17 protein-coding genes are annotated in these 19,402 nt (G+C 69.8%); 6 read left to right on the top strand and 11 right to left on the bottom strand.

The annotated features are described in order from the left end of the window. The first annotated feature begins 14 nt into the window (after positions 1 to 14). From IF12_RS0120855 to IF12_RS0120840, 4 genes are all read left to right on the top strand, one after another. Positions 15 to 413 (top strand): roadblock/LC7 domain-containing protein, encoded by a 399-nt coding sequence (locus IF12_RS0120855; protein WP_030161947.1) that lies wholly within the window; start codon positions 15 to 17, stop codon positions 411 to 413. Between the two features lie 220 nt (positions 414 to 633). Next, entirely contained in the window at positions 634 to 1,011 is a 378-nt protein-coding gene (locus IF12_RS0120850) for a DUF742 domain-containing protein (RefSeq protein ID WP_030161945.1), read from the top strand. Positions 1,012 to 1,017: 6 nt separating this feature from the next. Then, positions 1,018 to 1,605 (top strand): ATP/GTP-binding protein, encoded by a 588-nt coding sequence (locus IF12_RS0120845; protein WP_030161943.1) that lies wholly within the window; start codon positions 1,018 to 1,020, stop codon positions 1,603 to 1,605. 256 nt (positions 1,606 to 1,861) lie between these two features. Beyond that, entirely contained in the window at positions 1,862 to 2,869 is a 1,008-nt protein-coding gene (locus tag IF12_RS0120840) for an aldo/keto reductase (protein WP_030161941.1), read from the top strand. Positions 2,870 to 2,955: 86 nt separating this feature from the next. Here the strand turns inward: IF12_RS0120840 and IF12_RS0120835 are convergent, their stop codons facing one another. The 9 genes from IF12_RS0120835 to deoC all read right to left on the bottom strand — a co-directional run bounded on the left by IF12_RS0120835 (position 2,956) and on the right by deoC (position 12,733). After that, complete coding sequence (locus IF12_RS0120835; protein ID WP_030161939.1) at positions 2,956 to 3,468, bottom strand: hypothetical protein; 513 nt, start codon at positions 3,466 to 3,468, stop codon at positions 2,956 to 2,958. Positions 3,469 to 3,473: 5 nt separating this feature from the next. Then, the gene (locus IF12_RS25880; RefSeq protein WP_133884434.1) at positions 3,474 to 4,277 is read right to left on the bottom strand and encodes a hypothetical protein; all 804 of its coding nucleotides are present in this window, start codon (positions 4,275 to 4,277) and stop codon (positions 3,474 to 3,476) included. Positions 4,278 to 4,391: 114 nt separating this feature from the next. Continuing rightward, complete coding sequence (locus tag IF12_RS0120830; RefSeq protein ID WP_030161938.1) at positions 4,392 to 5,765, bottom strand: pentapeptide repeat-containing protein; 1,374 nt, start codon at positions 5,763 to 5,765, stop codon at positions 4,392 to 4,394. Between the two features lie 306 nt (positions 5,766 to 6,071). Then, positions 6,072 to 6,497: a roadblock/LC7 domain-containing protein gene (locus tag IF12_RS0120825; protein WP_035749870.1), complete on the bottom strand. Its 426-nt coding sequence runs from the start codon at positions 6,495 to 6,497 to the stop codon at positions 6,072 to 6,074. Further along, positions 6,494 to 8,044 carry a hypothetical protein gene (locus IF12_RS0120820; RefSeq protein ID WP_133884433.1) on the bottom strand — a complete coding sequence of 517 codons (1,551 nt, stop codon included), beginning with the start codon at positions 8,042 to 8,044 and terminating at the stop codon, positions 6,494 to 6,496. Before IF12_RS0120820 ends, IF12_RS0120825 begins: the two co-directional genes overlap by 4 nt. A 336-nt stretch (positions 8,045 to 8,380) precedes the next feature. Further along, a complete protein-coding gene (locus IF12_RS0120815; RefSeq protein ID WP_030161934.1) occupies positions 8,381 to 9,223 on the bottom strand; it encodes a hypothetical protein in 843 nt (280 codons plus the stop codon). Between the two features lie 224 nt (positions 9,224 to 9,447). Then, entirely contained in the window at positions 9,448 to 10,398 is a 951-nt protein-coding gene (locus tag IF12_RS0120810; RefSeq protein WP_081913810.1) for an aldehyde dehydrogenase family protein, read from the bottom strand. Next, positions 10,391 to 11,815 carry an aldehyde dehydrogenase family protein gene (locus IF12_RS0120805; RefSeq protein ID WP_030161930.1) on the bottom strand — a complete coding sequence of 475 codons (1,425 nt, stop codon included), beginning with the start codon at positions 11,813 to 11,815 and terminating at the stop codon, positions 10,391 to 10,393. Before IF12_RS0120805 ends, IF12_RS0120810 begins: the two co-directional genes overlap by 8 nt. 3 nt (positions 11,816 to 11,818) lie before the next feature. Further along, positions 11,819 to 12,733 (bottom strand): deoxyribose-phosphate aldolase, encoded by a 915-nt coding sequence (gene deoC, locus IF12_RS0120800; RefSeq protein ID WP_030161928.1) that lies wholly within the window; start codon positions 12,731 to 12,733, stop codon positions 11,819 to 11,821. Between the two features lie 169 nt (positions 12,734 to 12,902). Between deoC and upp the strand changes: the two genes are divergently transcribed. Beyond that, positions 12,903 to 13,535 (top strand): uracil phosphoribosyltransferase, encoded by a 633-nt coding sequence (gene upp, locus IF12_RS0120795; protein WP_030161926.1) that lies wholly within the window; start codon positions 12,903 to 12,905, stop codon positions 13,533 to 13,535. A 57-nt stretch (positions 13,536 to 13,592) separates the two neighbouring features. Here upp and IF12_RS0120790 read toward each other — a convergent pair whose 3' ends face one another. Both IF12_RS0120790 and IF12_RS24455 read right to left on the bottom strand, forming a co-directional pair. After that, positions 13,593 to 15,251: a phospho-sugar mutase gene (locus IF12_RS0120790; protein ID WP_030161923.1), complete on the bottom strand. Its 1,659-nt coding sequence runs from the start codon at positions 15,249 to 15,251 to the stop codon at positions 13,593 to 13,595. Positions 15,252 to 15,307: 56 nt separating this feature from the next. Further along, positions 15,308 to 17,317: a protein kinase gene (locus IF12_RS24455; protein WP_081913809.1), complete on the bottom strand. Its 2,010-nt coding sequence runs from the start codon at positions 17,315 to 17,317 to the stop codon at positions 15,308 to 15,310. 183 nt (positions 17,318 to 17,500) lie between these two features. On the opposite strand from IF12_RS24455, the gene IF12_RS0120780 reads away from it, so the two are divergent. Continuing rightward, the gene (locus IF12_RS0120780; RefSeq protein ID WP_030161912.1) at positions 17,501 to 19,087 is read left to right on the top strand and encodes a methylmalonyl-CoA mutase; all 1,587 of its coding nucleotides are present in this window, start codon (positions 17,501 to 17,503) and stop codon (positions 19,085 to 19,087) included. Positions 19,088 to 19,402: the final 315 nt, after the last annotated feature.

The following is a 19,402-nucleotide window of genomic DNA, read 5'->3' as shown; positions in this document are numbered from 1 at the left end:
AAGGAGCGCAAACGATGAGCACTGGTGGAACCTCGGTCCAAGACCTGGGCTGGCTGCTTGCCGGCTTCGCCGAACGCGTGCCGGGCGTCGCGCACGCCGTGGCGGTCAGCGCCGACGGTCTGCTGCTGGCGTCCTCGCGGGACCTCCCGCGGGACCGCGCCGACCAGTTGTCGGCGGTGACCTCGGGTCTGGTGAGCCTGACCCAGGGCGCGTCCCGCTGCTTCGAGGGCGGCGCCGTTCTCCAGACGGTCGTCGAGATGGACCGCGGCTTCCTGTTCCTCATGTCCATCAGCGACGGCTCCTCGTTCGCGGTGCTGGCGTCGAAGAACTGCGACGTGGGCCAGGTCGGCTACGAGATGGCCCTCCTGGTCGACCGGGTCGGCCAGGCGCTCACGCCCTCGGCTCGAAGCTGATCCGTGCCGCGGCTCGGGCGCGATTGGCACAAGGGCGTGCGGCACGGTAGGCTCCACTCGATGCTTTAAGCAGCACGAGTGGGACGAACTGAACAACCAACCCCCTCCGTCGCGTCCCCAGGCGACGGGCCGGTGCCTCCCCGGGCATGCGGTACACGGATAACTGACAAGACTGCGGCACAAGGATTGTGGGATCTGCGGGTCGCGGTTGGAGGTAACAATGGTCCTCGGTGGTGATGAGCCTACCGGCTCACTCGTCAGACCGTACGCGGTCACGCGCGGCCGTACGCGGCCCCAATTGGAGATCGCCCTCGAAGCGTTGGTGGAGACCACCGCGAGGGGCAGGTCCGGGCAGTTCCTCGGCGGCAGGGAGCAGAAGGTGATCGTCGACCTGTGCGGCGGCCGACTGCAATCGCTGGCGGAGATCGCCGCACGCATGGAGGTGCCGCTCGGCGTCGCCCGCGTGCTGGTCGCCGACATGGCGGCCGACGGCTTGTTGGCAGTGCACGCACCCACCGGTTTCGACGCCGAAGGCGCCGACGAATCGGTCGGAACCGAGCTCCTTGAGCGCGTTCTCAGTGGACTCAGGAGGCTTTAGACCCTAATGAACTCACCCGCAGACACCTCTCGTGTGACCTCTGCCAAGATCGTCATCGCCGGTGGCTTCGGCGTCGGCAAGACGACCTTGGTCGGCTCGGTCTCCGAGATCACTCCGTTGACGACCGAGGCGATCATGACCTCCGCCTCCGAGGGCGTCGACGACAACAACCTTGTGCCCGACAAGGCGACCACCACGGTGGCGATGGACTTCGGTCGTATCACCATCGACCAGGACCTCATCCTGTACCTGTTCGGCACGCCCGGCCAGACCCGGTTCTGGTTCATGTGGGACGAACTCGTGCGCGGTGCGATCGGCGCGATCGTGCTGGTCGACACCCGTCGCCTCGCGGACTGCTTCTCGGTGATCGACTTCTTCGAGCACCGCAAGCTCCCGTACCTGGTGGCCGTGAACTGCTTCGACGGCAAGCAGCTCCACGAAGCCCAGGACATCCGCGACGCGCTCCAGATCGCCCCCGAGGTGCCCGTCGTCTACACCGACGCCCGCAACCGGGAGTCGACCAAGCAGGTGCTCATCAAGCTCGTCGAGTACGTGCTCTCGATGCGCCGCACGCGCACCGTCGGCGTCCACTAGTGCCCACAAACGGACGAATCGACAGTCTAGGCTGACCCGAACCACCTGGACCGAAAGCCGAAGGGCCCGAGGCGAAAGCCCCGGGCCCTTCGGCATGTCCCGGTGCCGCTTCCTCGGTCATCGATCGCCTCCCCGGCAGCCCTCTTCGCCTTGGCATGGATCGGTGCGACCACCGCATTCGACGCGGAGCCGGCGGCCAGGGCCGCGCCGGCAATGATTTGACCTGGAGTGCACTCCAGGTAATACCGTCCAACGCATGGAGAACCGATACCTGGGCCGAACCGGCCTGAAAGTCAGCGCACTGTGCCTGGGCACCATGTCCTTCGGCGGCGCCACCGACGAGGAGACCGCCCACCGGATGCTCGACCGCTTCGTCGAGGCGGGCGGCACGTTCATCGACACCGCCGACGTCTACAGCGCCGGAGTCTCCGAGGAGATCCTCGGACGCTGGCTCGAGCGGCAGTCGCGCGACGACCTCGTGATCGCCACGAAGGCCTACGGCGACATGGGCACCGGCCCCAACGACGGCGGCGCGGGCCGCAAGCACCTGCTCAGCGCCGTCGAGGCGAGCCTGCGGCGGCTGCGGACCGACTACATCGACCTGTACCAGGTGCACGTCTTCGACGACGCGACGCCGATCGAGGAGACCCTCGCGACGCTCGACGGCCTCGTACGCGCGGGCAAGGTCAGGTTCCTGGGCGCGAGCAACTACGCCGGCTGGCAGTTGCAGAAGTCGATCGACCTGGCGCGAGCGCGGGACTGGGAGCCGTTCGCGTGCCTCCAGCCGCTGTACAACCTGCTCGACCGCGAGACCGAATGGGACCTGGTCCCGGTCTGCCGGGGCGAGGGCGTCGGCATCATCCCGTGGAGCCCGCTGCGAGGCGGCTGGCTCTCGGGCCGCTACCGCAAGGACATGGCCGCGCCTCCCGAAGGCAGCCGCGCCGACAAGGCCCCTGACGCGGGCGGCTGGCCCGAGGCATGGGGCGTCTACGCCAACGACCGCACCTGGTCGGTGGTCGACGCGCTGCTGGAGATCGCCGAGAAGACCGGTCGCAGTCCGGCCCAGGTGGCGCTGCGGTGGCTCATGGACCGGCCGGGTGTGACCGCGCCGATCATCGGCGCCCGCACGATGGCGCATCTGGAGGACAACCTCGGCGCCGCCGAGGCTCCCTTGGACTCCGAGCACACCGAAAGGCTCACCGCCGTCAGCGAACTGCCCCGGCCCTACCCGTTCGGGCTGCTGGAGCGGTTCAAACGACGCTGAATTCGTGGGGGATGGGGAGCGGCCCTCGGCCGCTCCCTCTCCACGAGCCCCAGGACAGTGGCAGGTGTAGTCGAGGGCCATGCCGCTCAACCCTCCTCGTTTGACGCGGGGTCGGGGTATTCGAGGTCGGGGAGATCGGTGATGACGCCCCGAGACAGCACCAGTGCAAGGCGGTTGTCGTGGTTGTATTCCTCGGAGTCGGCAAGGCTGGTGTCGAGCAGGGTCGGGCCGCCGACCGGTCGCTCGATGAGGACCTTCTCGTCGTCGTATTGCAGGAGACCGGTGATGCCGGGAGTGTCATTGAGCTGGTCGATGATGGCCGCGAACAGATCAACGTTGGCTTGGAAGGACTCCTCGGCACCCAAGTCCCTCTCGGGGGCGAAGATGACCGTCGTCATTTGTTCGAGGCTGAGGCCGAGGCGGTCGGCCTCTATCTCCCAGTCCTCGTCGGGATCGACGATCGTCATCCACCACTGATCGCTCCTGAGCGAGAAGGACTCCTCGGTCTCGATCCGCACGAGCCCGAGCCGTTGAGCAAAGTACGCTGCCAGCTCCTCCTTTGGAACGGCGGGGCGAAAGTACGTGTAGTCGGGCAGCATCCTGGTCAAGCTCCAAGGTCGAGGTTGCGAACACGGCCGTTCAAGATCACTTTAACCTCCTTGAGACCGTTGACCGGCTTGCGTTGCAAAAGCGCTTCAATGGTCTCGGGTGTCAGGGAGCTCTTCGGTTCTGGACCGCTGGAATCGAAATTGACGATGATCCTGCTCGCCTGAACCGGGCCGCGCTCCGGGTTGGCCTTCTTGCTGATAGCCCTGCGCACCTGCTCGGAATTTCTGGTCACCACGGTGTAGCAGTCCCAGTAGTCGCCTTCCATGAAGTAGTCGGGTCGCTTTCCGTTGGGCTTCGGCGGTGGGCGCTGGGCGATGTCGTAACCGCTGCGGGCCAAGACGATCGCCGCATCGTTCTCGCCTCGGATGCCCGTCTGCTTATCAGGAGATGCACGCGGATCGATCGGCTCAGGTCGACCACCCGGTCTTCGGTTCGGGTTTGGTGGGTGGGAGGGGCGGGTTCGTTCGCCTCGTCGTGTGGGTCGGCTGCCGTGGGTTGGAGGCCGAGGTGATCCGGTGCTGGTCGCGGCCGTGGTGAGTAAACCGCCCTCTTTGATTGCGAGCACTTGTGCTTGAGCTTCGCCGATGCGGTCGGCGAGTCCGGTCGCCTCAGTCATCAGAGCGTCGATTGCCTGCGCGGCGGCGCTTGCGCGGTTCGCCGCGCCTTCCGCGCCGAGGGCCGCGATCTCGATTTGCAGTTCCTCGGTCTGCTGCTTGCTCGCCGCGAGTTGTCCGGCGAGTCCCTCGGCCTCGCTCTTGTTCGCGCCGAGGGAGGCGGCGACTTCATCGACATTTGCCACAGCGGTCCTCCAGTTCCGGCCGGTGAAACCTATTATCGGACAACAGAACCCAAAGTTCCCTCTCCGGCGGGAGGACACCCCGGCTGTTGCGACTACTTGAGGTTCTGAGAGTCATTACGCAGACGAAGGGTCCGAGGCGTCCGGCTCGTCTGGAGGGGAAACCCGCACAAGCCGCCAGGTCCCATCAGCCGCAGCATCATCGGAGTAGCGCCATCCGACCGGAAGTGACTGTGCGTCCTGGAGTTTCGAAAACACGGTGCTTCCGAAGTCCGCATTCCCGGTGAATTTCGCGCCCTCGAAGTCCGCGTTCCCTGTGAACTCCGCACCCACGAAGACCGCGTACCCGGTGAACTCCACGCCTCCGAAGACCGCGTACTCACCGAACTTCGCGCCTCCGAAGACCGCGTACCCGCCGAACTCTGCGCCCTCGAAGACCGCGTACCCGGTGAACTTCGCGCCCCTGAATTCCGCGTTCCCGCCGAACTTCGCGCCTCCGAAGACCGCGTACTCGCCGAACTCTGCGCCCTCGAAGACCGCGTACCCGGTGAACTCCGCGCCTCCGAAGACTGCGTCCCTGGCGAACTTCGCACCTCCGAAGTTGGCGTTCCCGCCGAACTTCGCGTCTCTGAAGTCCGCGTTCCCGCCGAACTTCGCACCTCTGAAGTCCGCGTTCCTGGTGAACTTCGCGTCTCTGAAGACCGCGCGCGCACCGAATTCCGCGCCGCCGAAGTCCGCGTTCCCGCCGAACTTCGCGCCGCCGAAGTCCGCGTTCCCGCCGAACTTCGCGCCGCCGAAGTCCGCGTTCCCGCCGAACTTCGCGCCCACGAAGCCCGCGTACCCGGTGAACTCCGCGCCCCCGAAGTCGAGCTCGATCAAACGGCAATCGCTGAAGTCGATGTTCTGTAGCTTTGCGTTCTTGAGGTTCAGCCTGTCGTGGCTCCAGTATTCTCGCCGCTGTTTGCCTGTCTTGAACTTCAGGTGGCGTTGCAGGATTTCCTGGGCGATTAGGCGGACCTCCGACTCTGCGGACCGGCCCTTGCCGGAATCCGTCTTGCCTTTTCCCCTCGAAGGGGCTTTGTCTTCCGTGCCCGGCAGGTAATCCAACCGAAGGTAGGAGCAGATCTCATCGAGCACTATCTGCCGCAGTTCCGGGTGCGCTTCCCCCAGCCTCTCCAAGTTGTGCAGGCCGCCGATGCGGACCGAAGGGCTCGCCGAACCCAATTGCTGCACCGCCTGTATCCGCAGGTCGGCAATGCGCTGCTGGGTCGAGTTGTACTCCTCGTGGCGCTGCTTCTGAAAGTTCAAGAGCAGCACTGCGGCAGCGGCCAGACCGGCGGTCGCGGTCAGCGTGGTCCGCAGAATGTCGTTGCGGGCCTCCGCGATCGCCACTTCATCGACCGGATCCTGCCGCCGCAGGACTTGGATCAGCTCGTACTGCTGGTCCCAGAAGTTGTAGACCAGGAATCCGATCGCGAGGAGTCCGATCAAAAGCATCCAAGCGGCCAGCGGCAGCGGCCGTCCCGACCCGCGCGGCTTCGCCGCCGGGCCCAGACCGAAACGAGCCGACCGGCTTGCGACAGTTCGCCGCAGACCTTCAACCTTCTCACCGAGGGGCATCGGACCAGATTAGAGGCTCGCGACCACCTGCGGGGGACCGTCAACAGGGGATCGTGTGTTCGACGGCAGCGGAGTGGTCGAGGTCTTCGAAGGACCCGCGCTGGCCTGATCCGGAGTGCCTCCGATCGATGTAAAAGGCCCCGAGGCAATCGCCTCGGGGCCCGGTTCGCTTGGGGACTATACGACTCGGGGGATGGACCCGGTGTTCGTCAGGGCCTCGTTCAGCAACGGGCCCACCTGCATCGTGAACTGGCCCAGCTCGTATCCGAGCTGCTCGCGGTCGCACTGCGACACCGCGAGAAGGGTCAGGCAGATCTGCGGGCCCACCGGTGCGGCCAGGAGCACGCCCTCGGCCATCTCCACGATCACCTGCTGCGCCGGGCCGTGGTCCATCGACCTGCCCGCGCCCTCGCCCATCGACAGCAGACCCGATCCGATGCCCGCCAACTGATCGGCGCGCTCCTTCGGGAGCCCCGCCGAGACCGCCAGCGGCAGCCCGTCCACGCTCACCAGGACCGCGTGCGACAGGCCCGGGGTCCGGGCCACGAGCGAGCCCAGCAACATGCTCAGGGAGCGCTCGTAGACACCGAGGTTGGCGCTCATCGGGCCGCCATCCTCTCCGTCCGGGAGCCCATGCCGGGGCGGGAGCCGCGGGCGCGGCCCCAGCCCTTGAAGTAGCCGGCGGTGTTCTGCGCCAGCAGTTCGGGGTCGCGGTCGATCGGCTCGTCGAAGCGGGTGTGCTCGTCGGAGACGACCGCGCCCGGTACGAGATTCGCCTGCGGCTTGCGCCTGGGCAGTCCCGCGGGCGTGACCGGCTCCTCGGTCGCCGGCGTCTCCGTGGCCGTCCGGGCGGTGCGCCACCCGTCGTCGCCGGGGAGGTTCCACGACTCGGTCTCGGGCTCCTCGCTCTCGGGCCGTTTGAACCACGCGCTGCGCGCCTGGCCGAAGATGAGCAGGCCGTCGTCGTCGTTCGCGAGGCTCGCGACGTCGACGATGTTGACGTCCTCCTTGGGCTGCCACGGATGGCGGCGCGGCTCGGGATCGGCCGGCACGGGCTTGGACGGCTGGAACAGCTCGTTCGTCTGGATCGCCTCCGCCGGCTGCGCGCGGCGGCGCCGCAGCGACCGGGTGTGCGTCTCACCGTCGACCGGCGCTCGCTCGGGGGAGTCCGGGAGCACCTGAGTGGCCTCCAGATCGACCGGGAGCACCGAGTGCAGCTGCGATGCGGGGTCGAGCGCCCGGAGGCTCTGACGGTCCGGCAGGTCTCCCGGAAGCCGGACGGTGGCGTGCGTGTCCCGGCGTCGGCGCGAGTGCGCCGGCTCCTCGTGGGCCGCCGGAGCGGCCGGGACCGCGCTCTCGGAGCGCGGGCGCTTGGCCTGGAGCAGGCCGATGAGGCCTTCGAGCGAGCGGTCCCAGGCCGAGACCGCCTCGGCGGTGGCCGAGACCGACGGGGCCACCGACGGGGCCACCGACGGGTCGTCCCCGCCGCCGATCTCGCGGATCGCCTCGGTGAGCGCCCCTGCCATCGCCGCGACCTGGCCGGGATCGGCCACGGTCGCCAGGTCGGCGGCCAGCTCTTCAGTCGAGATCGACTGGAGTGCACCGGGTTGTGGAAGTCTGGTGAGGATCGCGACGGCGTTGGCCTCGCTCGGGTCGTCCCAGGCGGCCAGGGCCGCGGGGAAGACCGCGCGCAGCAGGCACGTGAGCGCCTCGGAGGCGTCGTGGCGGGCCCTGGCGGCCGAGGCGACGGTGTCGAGGATCGGGCGCAGGGCCGCGATCTCGGGCCGCGGCGCGAGCGGCGGCCCGGCGACCTCGCCGGTGGCCAGGCCCCGGGCGATCGCGATGGCGTCGTCGAGGGCGTCCTTGGAACGGGACGCGTGGCCGTCGGCGCGGACCACGAGCTGCCCTGCGGCCGTGGCGTACTCGGCCAGCTGCACCACTTCGCCGTCGACGGCGACGGAGACGGACTGGCCGGGGGCCGAGCGCGCGAGCAGGCTGTTGAAGCGGACCCAGCCGCGCGGGTCGTCGCCGAAGGTGTCGGTGGCGATGAGGCCGCCGCCGGCCGCGACGAGGGCGACCGCGCAGGCGGTGTCGCCGTGCCCGGCTCCGGTTACCTGCTGGTCGGTGGTGATGCCGCAGAACACTTGCACCCGCGGGGCTCCTCTCGTAGGGCGCGCCCGTCCGGCACAGACCCCTGACGGCGGGGTGCGGCCCCGCCCGTTTTTACCAGTCCGTTATCAGTTTTCCGCAGAATACTCGGTTCTGCAAGCGGACTCCCAGTGCGGGTTCGCGAAGCGAGAGAAGGCCGACCGCGCCGTCGGCCGAAGGTCTCGATTCGGCATAGCACGCGAGTTTGTCAACTCCCTGAACGTCATGAGCAGGGAATTCTCTTGTGGAGTAACGCATCGGAACCGCCGCGTCGCAATGCGGCGGCCCCGGTATTCGGACTTCGCGGACGAGTGCCCATGGGCCGTTCGGCCGAGGTGCTACTTGCGCCAGTCGACGTAGTCGTTGATCTTCGCGATGACGCCCCGCCACGCGATCGCGGCCTGCTGCGCGTCGTTCTTGCGCAGCCGCCGCTTCGCGAGCTTGCCGCGCAGGCCCCCGTCCACGACGATCCGGAAGGTCTCGTCGAGGTCGTCGAGCGGCGACCCGGGGGCGAGCGATCCGACGATCGAGTCGTTGCGGAGCGCGTACCCGAGGTCGCGGCCGACCTCGGCGGCCTTGATGAGCAGCTCGGGCTCCCACGTGTCGTGCCCGCCGCGCAGGTTGGCGACCACCAGGTCCAGCTCGTACGTGTCGTCTTCGTCACAGGCGACGTCGTCGACGGTGAGGCGCTCCTGGAGCTCGGCGTACTCCTCGATCGCGGCGAGGTCGTGGTCGTCGTTCTCCTTGACGTAGGCCACGAGCGCCTCGGGCTCGCGGAACAGCAGGAGCTTGCCCTTGCGGGTCAAGAAGACCGGGACCTCTTCGGGATCGGCGTCGAGCGCGTCGACCTCTTCGTCGGCCGCCTCCTCGTCGTCGTCCTCGAAGTCGGCCGCGTCGGGCTCGGGGGCGTCCTCGTCCTCGGGGTCGGCGTCGTCGACCTCGGCGCCCTTGCGGCGACGGCCCTTCGGCTCGTCCTCCGCTTCCCGCGGCGCTTCGGCCGACTCCTCGTCCTCCTCGGGCTCGGTGGCCTGGGGACCGGGCAGCGTGTCCGACATCCGATAGGCGCGCAGGGTGAAGCCGGAGTCCTTGCCCAGGTGGAGCTCCACCGGGTCGACGCCGGTCTCGTTCCAGAGCTTCTCGGTCTCGGCGCTTCGCGCCGGGCCGTCCGATTCGGCCGCCATGTCGCGTCCCTCCCGCAGTCGTCAACATAGAGTCGTCTAGCTGGGGAACAGCCTACGACCACGTGACACGAGACGTCGCATCCGGTGTGCGCTTTCCACAATGTGCGCACGAATCGGGTCGAACCGGTCGCTTTCCGCACGACCCGTCCCACCCGGCACACGATCCCGGCCCACCCTGCACACGACGAAGGGGCCGCACCTTGGGCGCGGCCCCTTCTGACGTACTAGTAGCCGCCGCCGGCGGTGGCGGCCATGCCGGCCGGGTGCCACACGGTCTTGTACTCCGTCCACTGCCGCAGCAGGTCGAGGGCGCTGCCGGTCTTGCCGGGGCGGCGCACGACCTTGAGCGTCCCCGCCGCGGCGGCCTCCAGCTCCTTCGCCAGCTCGGCGTCCTCGACCCCGCCGAGGTCCAGGCCGTTGACGTCGGCGTGCGCGGCCAGGTGCGGCGCGACCTCGCCCACCTTGCCGCTCAAGACGTTGACGACCCCGCCGGGCAGGTCGGAGGTGGCGAGCACTTCACCGAAGCTCAACGCGGGCAGCGGCTTCGCCTCGCTCGCGAGGACCACCACGGTGTTCCCGGCGGCGATCGCCGGAGCGACCGCCTCGACCAGGCCCAGCAGCGGGTCCTCCTGCGGGGCGACCACGGCGACGACGCCGAGCGGCTCGGGCTTGGTGTGGTTGAAGTACGGTCCCGCGACGGGATTGGCCCCGCCCAGCACGGACGCGTACTTGTCGGTCCAGCCCGCGTAGTGCACGAGCCGGTCGATCGCCTGCTCCACGACCCCAAGGGCCGCATGGGGATCGGCGCCCGTGGCGTCGGCGAGCTCCTCCGCGAACTGCCCGGCGCGGCCCTCGAGCATCTCGGCGGCCCGGTAGAGGATCTGGCCCCGCAGGTAGGCGGTCTGCCCCGCCCACGGCCGCTGCGCCTTGCGGGCGGCGGCCACGGCGTCGCGGGCGTCCTTGCGGCTGGCGAGCGCGGCGTTCGCCAGCTCGGCGCCGTCCGGGCTGGTCACCGGGTAGCTCCTTCCGGACTCCGAGCGGGGGAACTTCCCGCCGACGTAGAGCTTGTAGGTCTTCTTGACGCGCAGGCGAACGGGTTCGGCCCGCTCGGCCTCCGTCTGGCCGGGCTCGGTGTGCGCGGGCTTGTCGTGCTCGGGCTTGGTGTGCTCAGACATCGAGGTAGGCCTCCAGTCCCTGGCGGCCGCCTTCGCGGCCGTAACCGGACTCCTTCAGGCCGCCGAACGGGCTGGCGGCGTCGAACTGGTTGAACGTGTTGGCCCACACCACACCCGCGCGCAGCCGCTCGGCCGCCCACAGGATCTTGGAGCCCTTCTCGGTCCACACCCCGGCCGACAGGCCGTAAGGCGTGTTGTTCGCCTTGGCGATCGCCTCGTCGGGGGTGCGGAAGGTCAGCACGGACAGGACCGGGCCGAAGATCTCCTCGCGGGCGATCCGCATGGACTGCTGGACGCCGGTGAACACGGTGGGGCGGAACCAGAAGCCGCGCTCGGGCAGGTCGCACGCGGGCTGCCACACCTCGGCGCCCTCGGCCCCGCCGGTCTCGGTGAGCGCGGTGATCCGCTCGAGCTGCTCGGCGGAGTTGATCGCGCCGATGTCGGTGTTCTTGTCGAGCGGGTCCCCTACGCGCAGTGTGGAGACGCGGGCCTTGAGCCGCTCCAGCACGTCGTCGGCGACCGACTCCTGGACGAGCAGTCGCGAACCGGCGCAGCACACGTGGCCCTGGTTGAAGAAGATCCCGTTGACGATCCCCTCGACGGCCTGGTCGATCGCGGCGTCGTCGAAGACGATGTTCGCGGCCTTGCCGCCCAGTTCGAGCGTGACCTTCTTCTTCGACCCCGCAACGGCCTTCGCGATGGCGCGGCCGACGGCGGTCGAGCCGGTGAACGCGATCTTGTCCACCGCGGCGTCCACAAGGGCCGCTCCAGTGGCCCCTGCGCCGGGGAGGATGTTGACCACGCCCGCGGGCAGGTCCGCCTCCTGGCACAGCTCGGCGAACAGCAGCGCGGTCAGCGGCGTGGTCTCGGCGGGCTTGAGCACCACCGTGTTCCCGCACGCGAGCGCGGGCGCGATCTTCCACGCGAGCATGAGCAGCGGGAAGTTCCACGGGATGACCTGCCCGACCACGCCGAGGGACTTCGGGTCCGGCCCGAGCCCTGCGTATTCGAGCTTGTCGGCCCAACCGGCGTGGTAGAAGAAGTGCTGCGCCGCGGTCGGCACGTCGAAGTCGCGGGTCTCCTTGATGGGCTTGCCGTTGTCGAGGGACTCGGCGACGGCGAACTCGCGGGCCTTCTCCTGGAGGAGCCGGGCGATGCGGAAGAGGTACTTGCCCCGCTCGGCCCCGCTCATGGGGCCCCACACGGTCTCGTGGGCGCGGCGGGCGGCGGCGACGGCGTTCGCGACGTCGGCTTCGCCGGCCTCGGCCACGGTGAACAGGACCTCCTCGGTGGAGGGGTCGACGGACTTGAAGACCGAGCCGTCGGCGGCGTCGGCGAACTCGCCGTCCACGAACAGCCCGTAGTGCTCTTTGATCTGGGGCCGCACCGACTCGGGCGCGGGCGCGTACTCGAACATCGCTTAGTCCACCGTCACGTAGTCGGGGCCGGAGTAGTGGCCGGTCTTGAGCTTCTGGCGCTGCATGAGCAGGTCGTTGAGGAGGCTGGAGGCGCCGAAGCGGAACCACTCGTTCGAGAGCCAGTCGTCGCCGAGGGTCTCGTTGACGCACACCAGGTACTTGATCGCGTCCTTGGTGTTGCGGATGCCGCCGGCCGGCTTCACGCCGACCTGCACGCCGGTCTGGGCCCGGAAGTCGCGCACGGCCTGCAACATCAGGAGGGTGACCGGCAGCGTGGCGTTGATGCCGACCTTGCCGGTGGAGGTCTTGATGAAGTCGGCACCGGCGTGCATGGCGAGCCAGGAGGCGCGGCGCACGTCGTCGTAGGTCACCAGTTCGCCGGTCTCGAGGATCACCTTGAGCCGGGCCTCGCCCGAGGCGGCCTTGACGGCCTTGATCTCGTGGAAGACCCGCTCCAGGTCCCCGGCCAGGAAGGCGCCGCGGTTGATGACCATGTCGATCTCGTCGGCCCCGGCGCGGACGGCCGCCTCGGTGTCGGCCAGGCGCACGTCGAGCGGGACCTGCCCGGCGGGGAACCCGGTGGCGACGGAGGCGACCTTCACCGAAGACCCTTCGAGCGCTTCGGCGGCGGTGGCGACCATCGACGGGTAGACGCAGACCGCGGCGGTCGACGGAGCGTCGCCGTCGGGGCGGATCGCCTTCGCGGCGAGCGAGCGGACCTTCCCGGGGGTGTCGGCGCCTTCGAGGGTGGTGAGGTCGATCATGCTGATGGCGAGGTCGATGGCCCGGGCCTTCGACTCCTTCTTGACCGAGCGGGTGGCGAGCCCCGCCGCGCGCGCTTCGAGGCCGACCGCGTCGACGCCGGGGAGGGCGCGGACGAGGGCGGCGGCCTCGGCGCCGCTCAAAATTGATCCCATGACCCGATGGTATCCGTATCCGTGCGATGCTCAGGCGCGACCGGGGCCGCGTCGACGCGCGAGTGGCGACCAGCTCACATTAGCGTGGCGGACCGGGCGTCAGGCGGCGTTCGAGGCCTCGGACACCGACCCGCCCGAGGGCCCCGGACACGGCCTAAGGTTGGGAACCGTGGATGTCAAGATCGTCGAACACCCGCTCGCCGCTGAACGGCTCACCGCCATGCGGGACGAGCGCTCGGACTCACCTAGGTTCCGGGCTGCCCTGCACGAGCTCACTGTGATGCTCGTCTACGAGGCCACGCGCGACGTGGCCGTGACCGAATACGAGATCCGGACCCCGGTCGCCCCCGCCAAGGGCTTCCGGCTCGGGAACCCGCCGGTGCTCGTCCCGGTGCTGCGCGCCGGGCTCGGCATGGCCGACGCGGCCCAGTCGATGATCCCGGACGCCTCGATGGGCTTCGTGGGTCTGGCCCGCGACGAGGAGACGCACGAGCCGTACGCGTACATGGAGTCCCTGCCCGACGACCTGGCCGGACGCCACGTGATCGTGCTCGATCCGATGGTCGCCACGGGCGGTTCGCTGCTGCGCTGCTGCGAGATGATCGCCGATCGCGGATGCACCGACATCGACCTCATCAGCGTCCTGTGCGCCCCGGACGGCATCGAGAAGCTCGCCGCTTCGGGCATCGCCATGAAGATGACCACCGCCGCGGTGGACCCCGAACTCAACGACAAGGCCTACATCGTCCCCGGTCTGGGCGACGCGGGAGACCGCCAGTTCGGCGCCTACCGCCGCTTCTGACCCAGACGCAAGGGGGGCCGGGCGCGCAGCGCTCGGCCCCCCTTCACGTCTATTCGTTTAGTGGGGGACGCCCAGGACCGCCGCCATCTCGGCCTTCAGGGCCTCGACGCCTGCTCGGGCCCTCTCCCTGGCGCCTTGGAGGTCGCCTCCGACGTCCTCCCGGACTTCCAGGTACGCCTTCAGCTTCGGCTCCGTGCCGCTCGGGCGGGCCACCACCCTCGCGTTCGCGGTCGTGATCGTCACGACGTCCGCGTCCGGCAGCCGGTCCAGGTAATCGGTCACCGGCTCGTCCAGCAGGCTCGTCGGCCGGTGCGCCCGCAGGCGCTTCATGCACGCGTCGATCTCGGACAGGTCCTCCACCCGGATCGACAGCTGCCCGGTCTCGTACACCCCGAACTCCTCGGCGAGCTCGTCGAGCCGGTCCTGCAATGTCGCCATCCGCGCGGCCTGGCCCGCCGCGATCTCGCTGACGACGAGCGCCGCCGAGATGCCGTCCTTGTCGCGCAGGAACTCCGGCGCGACGCAGTAGCCCAGCGCCTCCTCGAACGCGAACGCGAGGTCCGCCCCGGCCCGCGCGAGCCACTTGAAGCCCGTCAGCGTCTCGTCGTACGCGAACCCGCGCTTGTCGCACATCGCCTTGAGCTGCGTCGTGGAGACGATCGTCGTCGCGTACTTCCCTTTGTGGCCCTTGCGCATCCAGTGGTCGGCCAGGAGCACGCCCACCTCGTTGCCGGTGAGCTGGCGCCACGAGCCGTCGCCGACCGGCACGGCCACCGAGCAACGGTCCGCGTCCGGGTCCAGCGCGATCGCCACGTCCGCGCCCTCCTCGGCCGCGAGCGCCTTCAAGAGGTCGATCGCCCCCGGCTCCTCGGGGTTCGGGAACGACACGGTCGGGAAGTCCGCGTCCGGGTCGGCCTGCTCGGGCACCAGGGTCGGCGCCGGGAACCCGGCCCGCTCCATCGCTTTGACCAGGGTCCGCCCGCCGACGCCGTGCATCGGGGTCGCCACCGAGGCGAGCCGCTTGGGGTCGTCCGGGTCGACCACCGAGGCGATCGCCGCCAGGTACGACTCCAGGACCGACTCGTCGAGCACCTCGCCCTCGTCGCCCAGCGGGACCTCCGAGAGCGGCCCGAGCGCCTCGATCGCCGCCTCGATCTCGGTGTCCGCCGGCGGGACGATCTGCGCGCCCGCGCCCAGGTCGCCGCCGAGCTCGCGCCCCAGGTACACCTTGTAGCCGTTGTCCTGCGGCGGATTGTGGCTCGCGGTCACCTGGACCGCCGCCGCGCCGTCGAGCTTCGTGACCGCGTACGCGGTCACCGGGGTCGGCAGCGGCCCGGGCATGAGCAGCGCCCGCCGCCCCGAACCGGTGACGACCCGCGCGGTCTCGACGGCGAAGTCGTGGCTGCCGTGCCGCGCGTCGTAGCCGATGACGACCGGGCCGGTCGCGCCCTTGGCGTCGAGCCAGTTCGCCAGTCCCGCCGCGGCCGCGCGCACGACCGCGAGGTTCATCCCGTTCGGGCCCGCGCGCAGCGGCCCGCGCAGTCCCGCGGTGCCGAACTTGAGCCGCCCGGCGAAGCGGTCGGCCAGGTCGTCGGCCGAACCGGGGAGCGCGTCGAGCATCCGGTACAGCTCGTCGCGGGCGGCCTTGTCGGGGTCGTCGGTGATCCACTGGAGCGCCGTGGCGCGCAGTGCATCCAGATTGGTCGCGTCCGTCATGGGGAAATGGTCGCATATCCGCCGCCACGCGGACCGCTCTTGCGGGCCGTGTGGCCTCAGCCGGTCTGGAACGAGGCCACGGCCTCCTGGTAGACCTGCTGCGACAGCTCCCAGGCGTCGGCGTCCCCTGAGATGAAGATCCCGAAAGTCGTCCCGTCCCCGGCGTCCACGATGGCCCAGATCGAGTGCCGCTCGGCCCCGACGTCGTCGAGGTTCGTCCCGGTGTACTCCAGGACCGTGCCGCTGAGGCCGCCGATCACGACGTCCTCGAGCCGTACCTGGACCAGGTCGGTCATCTCGCCCGGCAGCCCGTTCCAGTAGTCGCCCAGGTAGCCCTCGGGGTTGCCCGCGCCGCGGTCGGAGCCGCCGTAGAACCGCACCCACTGGGTCTCGTCCTGCGGGTTGTAGAACGAGACGTAGTCGTCGCCGGCCATGCCCTCGGGCCAGTCGGCGGGGTGGTTCACGCTGAAGCCGCTGCCGCTGTACGTCGCGGTCTCGAACGGGGCGCTGCTCTCATCCTCGCCGCCGTCGTCCCCGCCGCCGTCGGGCGGGTCCTCCTCGCCGGTGGTCTCCTCGGCCAGGGTCGGGTCCTCCCCGCCGGCCTCGCCGCCGTCGCCGGAGAACTGCCACTTGTAGACGCCCCAGCCGAGCACGAGCACGAGCAGCACGCAGATGGCGATGGCCGACCCGGACTTCCAGCGGTTCGTCTCCGGCTCAGGCTCGGGTTCGTCCACGCGCGGGCGCGCGCCCGTTCGCGGCGGCGAGACCTCCTGGTGCGCCGCCGAAGGGCTGCCGCCCCGGTACTGCTGCATGCCGCCGGTGCCACCCAGCGGACCGGCGAGCAGCGACGAGAGTTCTTGGCGCACTTCGGGAAGCGAGGCGCGCTGCTGGGGGTCCTTCGCGAGCATCCCGCCGAGCAGCGGCGTCAGCAGCCCGGCGTGCCGCGGGTTCTCCGGCGGCTCCTGCACGACCGCGCGCATCGTCGAGACCGCGTCGCCCCGGTCGAACGGCGGCCGCCCCTCGACCGCCGCGTACAGGGTCACGCCGAGGCTGAACACGTCGCTGGCGGGTTCGGCCGGATGTCCGACCGCCCGCTCGGGCGCGATGTAGTGCGCCGAGCCCAGGACCTTGCCCGGGGTCGTCCCGCCCGAGACCTGGTGCATCTGGGCGGCGCCGAAATCCGACAGGACGCAGCGCCCGTCGGTCGAGATGAGCACGTTGCCGGGCTTGACGTCCCGGTGGATGATCCCCGCGTCGTGCGCCGCCTGCAACGCCCCGACCAGCGCCAGGCCGATCTTCGCGGCCACGCGCGGCTGGAGCGGCCCGTCCTGCGTCAGGATCTCCGCCAGGCTCCGCGCCTGGAGCAGCTCCATGACGATCCACGGCAGCCCCAGGTGCTCGACCACGTCGAACACGCGGATGACCGCCGGATGCGAGAGCCCCGCCGCGATCTGCGCCTCCCGGCGCGAGCGGTCGATGAGCTGGGCGCGCTCCTGCGGCGGCAGGTCCGGCGGCAGGAACACCTCTTTGAGGGCCACCTCCCGGCGCAGCACCATGTCCGTCGCGCGCCACACCGAGCCGTTGCCGCCCTTGCCGACCAGGTCCACCAGCTGGTACCGCTCGGCGACCAGGTCGCCGGGACCGGCCCGGTTGGCCCCGGCCCCCGGCCCGAACGGGCGCTGCCCCTGGTCCTCGCCGACCGCGAAGCTCTGCCCGAGGTTGCCGTAATTGCCGTAGGAGGAGCTGTGCCGGTACGAGGAGTCGCCGTACGAGTCCCCGCCGTAGGGGGAGCGGTTGTACGCCCCCGAGGGGCCCGCCGCGGCGTCGTACGCCGAGGAGGTCTCGTAGCCGCGCCCGTAGGCGCCCGGGTGCGGATCGGACCCGGCGAACCTCGCGCCGAACGAGGGATGCGGATCGCCCCCGGCGGGCTCGGAGCCGTACCCTGAACCGTAATGTCCCTGGGCCCCTGGGGCCTCAGGCGAACTGCGCGGAGTCGGCACCGCGCCGGGGCGGGGGTCCTCATACGCGCCGGGACCACCGCGACCGTAGTCAGATGAGTACGTCATACCGCCACTCCTCGCGAAGGATCCCCACTAGTCTGCCGCGTCCCGGCCACAGGTGTGGAACCGGGGATGCGTAACAGGTCACGGACGACGACGTAAGCGGTCTCGGCCCCGGGGCTCGGCGGCGCCCTCGACGAGACCACCTGGACTACCCGAAGACGCAGTTCAACACCTAGGATGGCAGCCATGCAGCCGCCACCGCAAGGCCGGGACGGGTTCGAGATCCGAACCGTCTACGGACCCGACGACACCGCCCCCGGCCTTCCGGAGCGACTCGGCGAACCCGGGTCCTTCCCCTACACCCGCGGCGTCCACCCCACCATGTACACCTCCCGGCCCTGGACGATGCGCCAGTACGCCGGGTTCGCCTCCGCCGCCGAGTCCAACCGCCGCTACCGGGACCTCCTCGCGGCCGGGACCACCGGGCTCTCGGTCGCCTTCGACCTGCCCACCCAGATGGGCTACGACTCCGACGCCCCCGAGGCCCTCGGCGAGGTCGGCAAGGTCGGCGTCGCCATCGACTCCCTCGCCGACATGCGGGTCCTGTTCGACGGGATCCCCCTCGACGAGGTCTCCACCTCCATGACCATCAACGCGCCCGCCGCGGTCCTGCTGCTGCTCTACCAGCTCGTCGCCGAGGAGCAGGGCGTCGGACCCGCCGCCCTGCGCGGCACGATCCAGAACGACATCCTCAAGGAGTACATCGCCCGCGGGACCTACATCTTCCCGCCCGTGCCCTCCCTGCGCCTGGTCAGCGACACCTTCGCCTACTGCGCCGCCGAACTGCCGCAGTGGAACACCATCTCCATCTCCGGCTACCACATGGCCGAGGCCGGGGCCACGCCCGCGCAGGAGCTCGCGTTCACCCTCGCCGACGGCATCGAGTACGTCGAGTGCGCCCTGGCCGCCGGCCTCGAAGTGGACGCCTTCGCCCCGCGCCTGTCCTTCTTCTTCGTGGCCCGCTCGGCCCTGCTCTCCGAGGTCGCGAAGTTCCGCGCCGCGCGCCGCATCTGGGCCCGCATCATGCGCGATCGCTTCGGCGCGAAGGACCCCCGCTCGATGAAGCTGCGGTTCCACACCCAGACCGCGGGGGTCGAGCTCACCGCCCAACAGCCGGAGGTGAACCTCGCCCGCGTCACCGTCCAGGCGATCGCCGCCGTCCTCGGCGGCACCCAGTCGCTGCACACCAACGCCTACGACGAGGCCATCGCGCTGCCCACGGACGCCTCGGCGCGATTGGCGCTGCGCACCCAGCAGGTCATCGCCGCCGAGACCGACCTGACCCAGACCGTCGACCCCTTCGCCGGCTCCTACGCCGTCGAGAGCCTCACCGACGAGATCGAGGCCGAGGCGCTGCGGCTCATCGACGCGGTCTTCGCGCACGGCTCGGCCGTCGCCGCGATCGAGGAGGGCTTCCAGAAGAGCGAGATCGAGCGCAGCGCCTATGCCACGGCCAAGCGGATCGACGCGGGGGAGCAGATCGTCGTCGGCGTCAACAAGTACGTCCTCAATGGGGACGACGCGCCGTATAAACCGCTCAAAGTGGACCCCGCGATCGAGTCCGCGCAGGTCCGGCGGCTCACTTCGCATCGCGCCGGCCGCGATTCGAGTGCGGTCGAAAGCGCACTCGAAGCACTGCGCGCTGCCGCGACCGGAACCGACAATGTGCTCTATCCACTCAAAACGGCACTCGCGGCCGGAGCGACCGTGGGCGAAGTCTGCACCGCCCTCGCCGCCGAATGGGGCCGGTACACGCCGACCGACAACTGGTGACCGAATGGTCACCGAGAGGCGAAGCGCACAAGGCGTCTGTCGCCGCATTCGGTCAGCGGGTAAACACTGTTCGACGGGAGCGTCACCAATCGCGAACAGAACGCGGTCCGGTCGAAAAATCGGGTTTCGGCCGTAACTTATCGCTCTGGCAAGCGTTATGCCTCATGACGGCGGGTTCGGCCGCGAGGCCGTAACCGCCGGTCGTGCGGCCGTGACCCATGGGCGGGAAAAGCCTCGGTGCGATTCGCGGACCAAAAGCTGGTCCCGCCCGGGTTCGGACGGCGGGCGTCGCAGATCACGGCGCTGACCGCAACG

This window comes from Glycomyces sp. NRRL B-16210, from assembly GCF_000719515.1.
Classification (GTDB): Bacteria; Actinomycetota; Actinomycetes; order Mycobacteriales; family Micromonosporaceae; genus Glycomyces.
Note: the sequence above shows the minus strand (reverse complement) of the source record. Positions and strands in the feature narration are given on the sequence as shown.

Bases quoted from the DNA above. Each gene is read 5' to 3' on its own strand.
- IF12_RS0120845 (WP_030161943.1), top strand. From the start codon at position 1,018: ATGAACTCACCCGCAGACACCTCTCGTGTGACCTCTGCCAAGATCGTC.
- IF12_RS24455 (WP_081913809.1), bottom strand. From the start codon at position 17,317: ATGACGTACTCATCTGACTACGGTCGCGGTGGTCCCGGCGCGTATGAG.
- deoC (WP_030161928.1), bottom strand. From the start codon at position 12,733: ATGGGATCAATTTTGAGCGGCGCCGAGGCCGCCGCCCTCGTCCGCGCC.
- IF12_RS0120815 (WP_030161934.1), bottom strand. From the start codon at position 9,223: ATGGCGGCCGAATCGGACGGCCCGGCGCGAAGCGCCGAGACCGAGAAG.
- IF12_RS0120810 (WP_081913810.1), bottom strand. From the start codon at position 10,398: ATGTCTGAGCACACCAAGCCCGAGCACGACAAGCCCGCGCACACCGAG.
- IF12_RS0120790 (WP_030161923.1), bottom strand. From the start codon at position 15,251: ATGACGGACGCGACCAATCTGGATGCACTGCGCGCCACGGCGCTCCAG.
- IF12_RS0120835 (WP_030161939.1), bottom strand. From the start codon at position 3,468: ATGCTGCCCGACTACACGTACTTTCGCCCCGCCGTTCCAAAGGAGGAG.
- IF12_RS0120855 (WP_030161947.1), top strand. From the start codon at position 15: ATGAGCACTGGTGGAACCTCGGTCCAAGACCTGGGCTGGCTGCTTGCC.
- IF12_RS0120805 (WP_030161930.1), bottom strand. From the start codon at position 11,815: ATGTTCGAGTACGCGCCCGCGCCCGAGTCGGTGCGGCCCCAGATCAAA.
- IF12_RS0120825 (WP_035749870.1), bottom strand. From the start codon at position 6,497: ATGAGCGCCAACCTCGGTGTCTACGAGCGCTCCCTGAGCATGTTGCTG.
- IF12_RS0120850 (WP_030161945.1), top strand. From the start codon at position 634: ATGGTCCTCGGTGGTGATGAGCCTACCGGCTCACTCGTCAGACCGTAC.
- IF12_RS0120780 (WP_030161912.1), top strand. From the start codon at position 17,501: ATGCAGCCGCCACCGCAAGGCCGGGACGGGTTCGAGATCCGAACCGTC.
- IF12_RS0120840 (WP_030161941.1), top strand. From the start codon at position 1,862: ATGGAGAACCGATACCTGGGCCGAACCGGCCTGAAAGTCAGCGCACTG.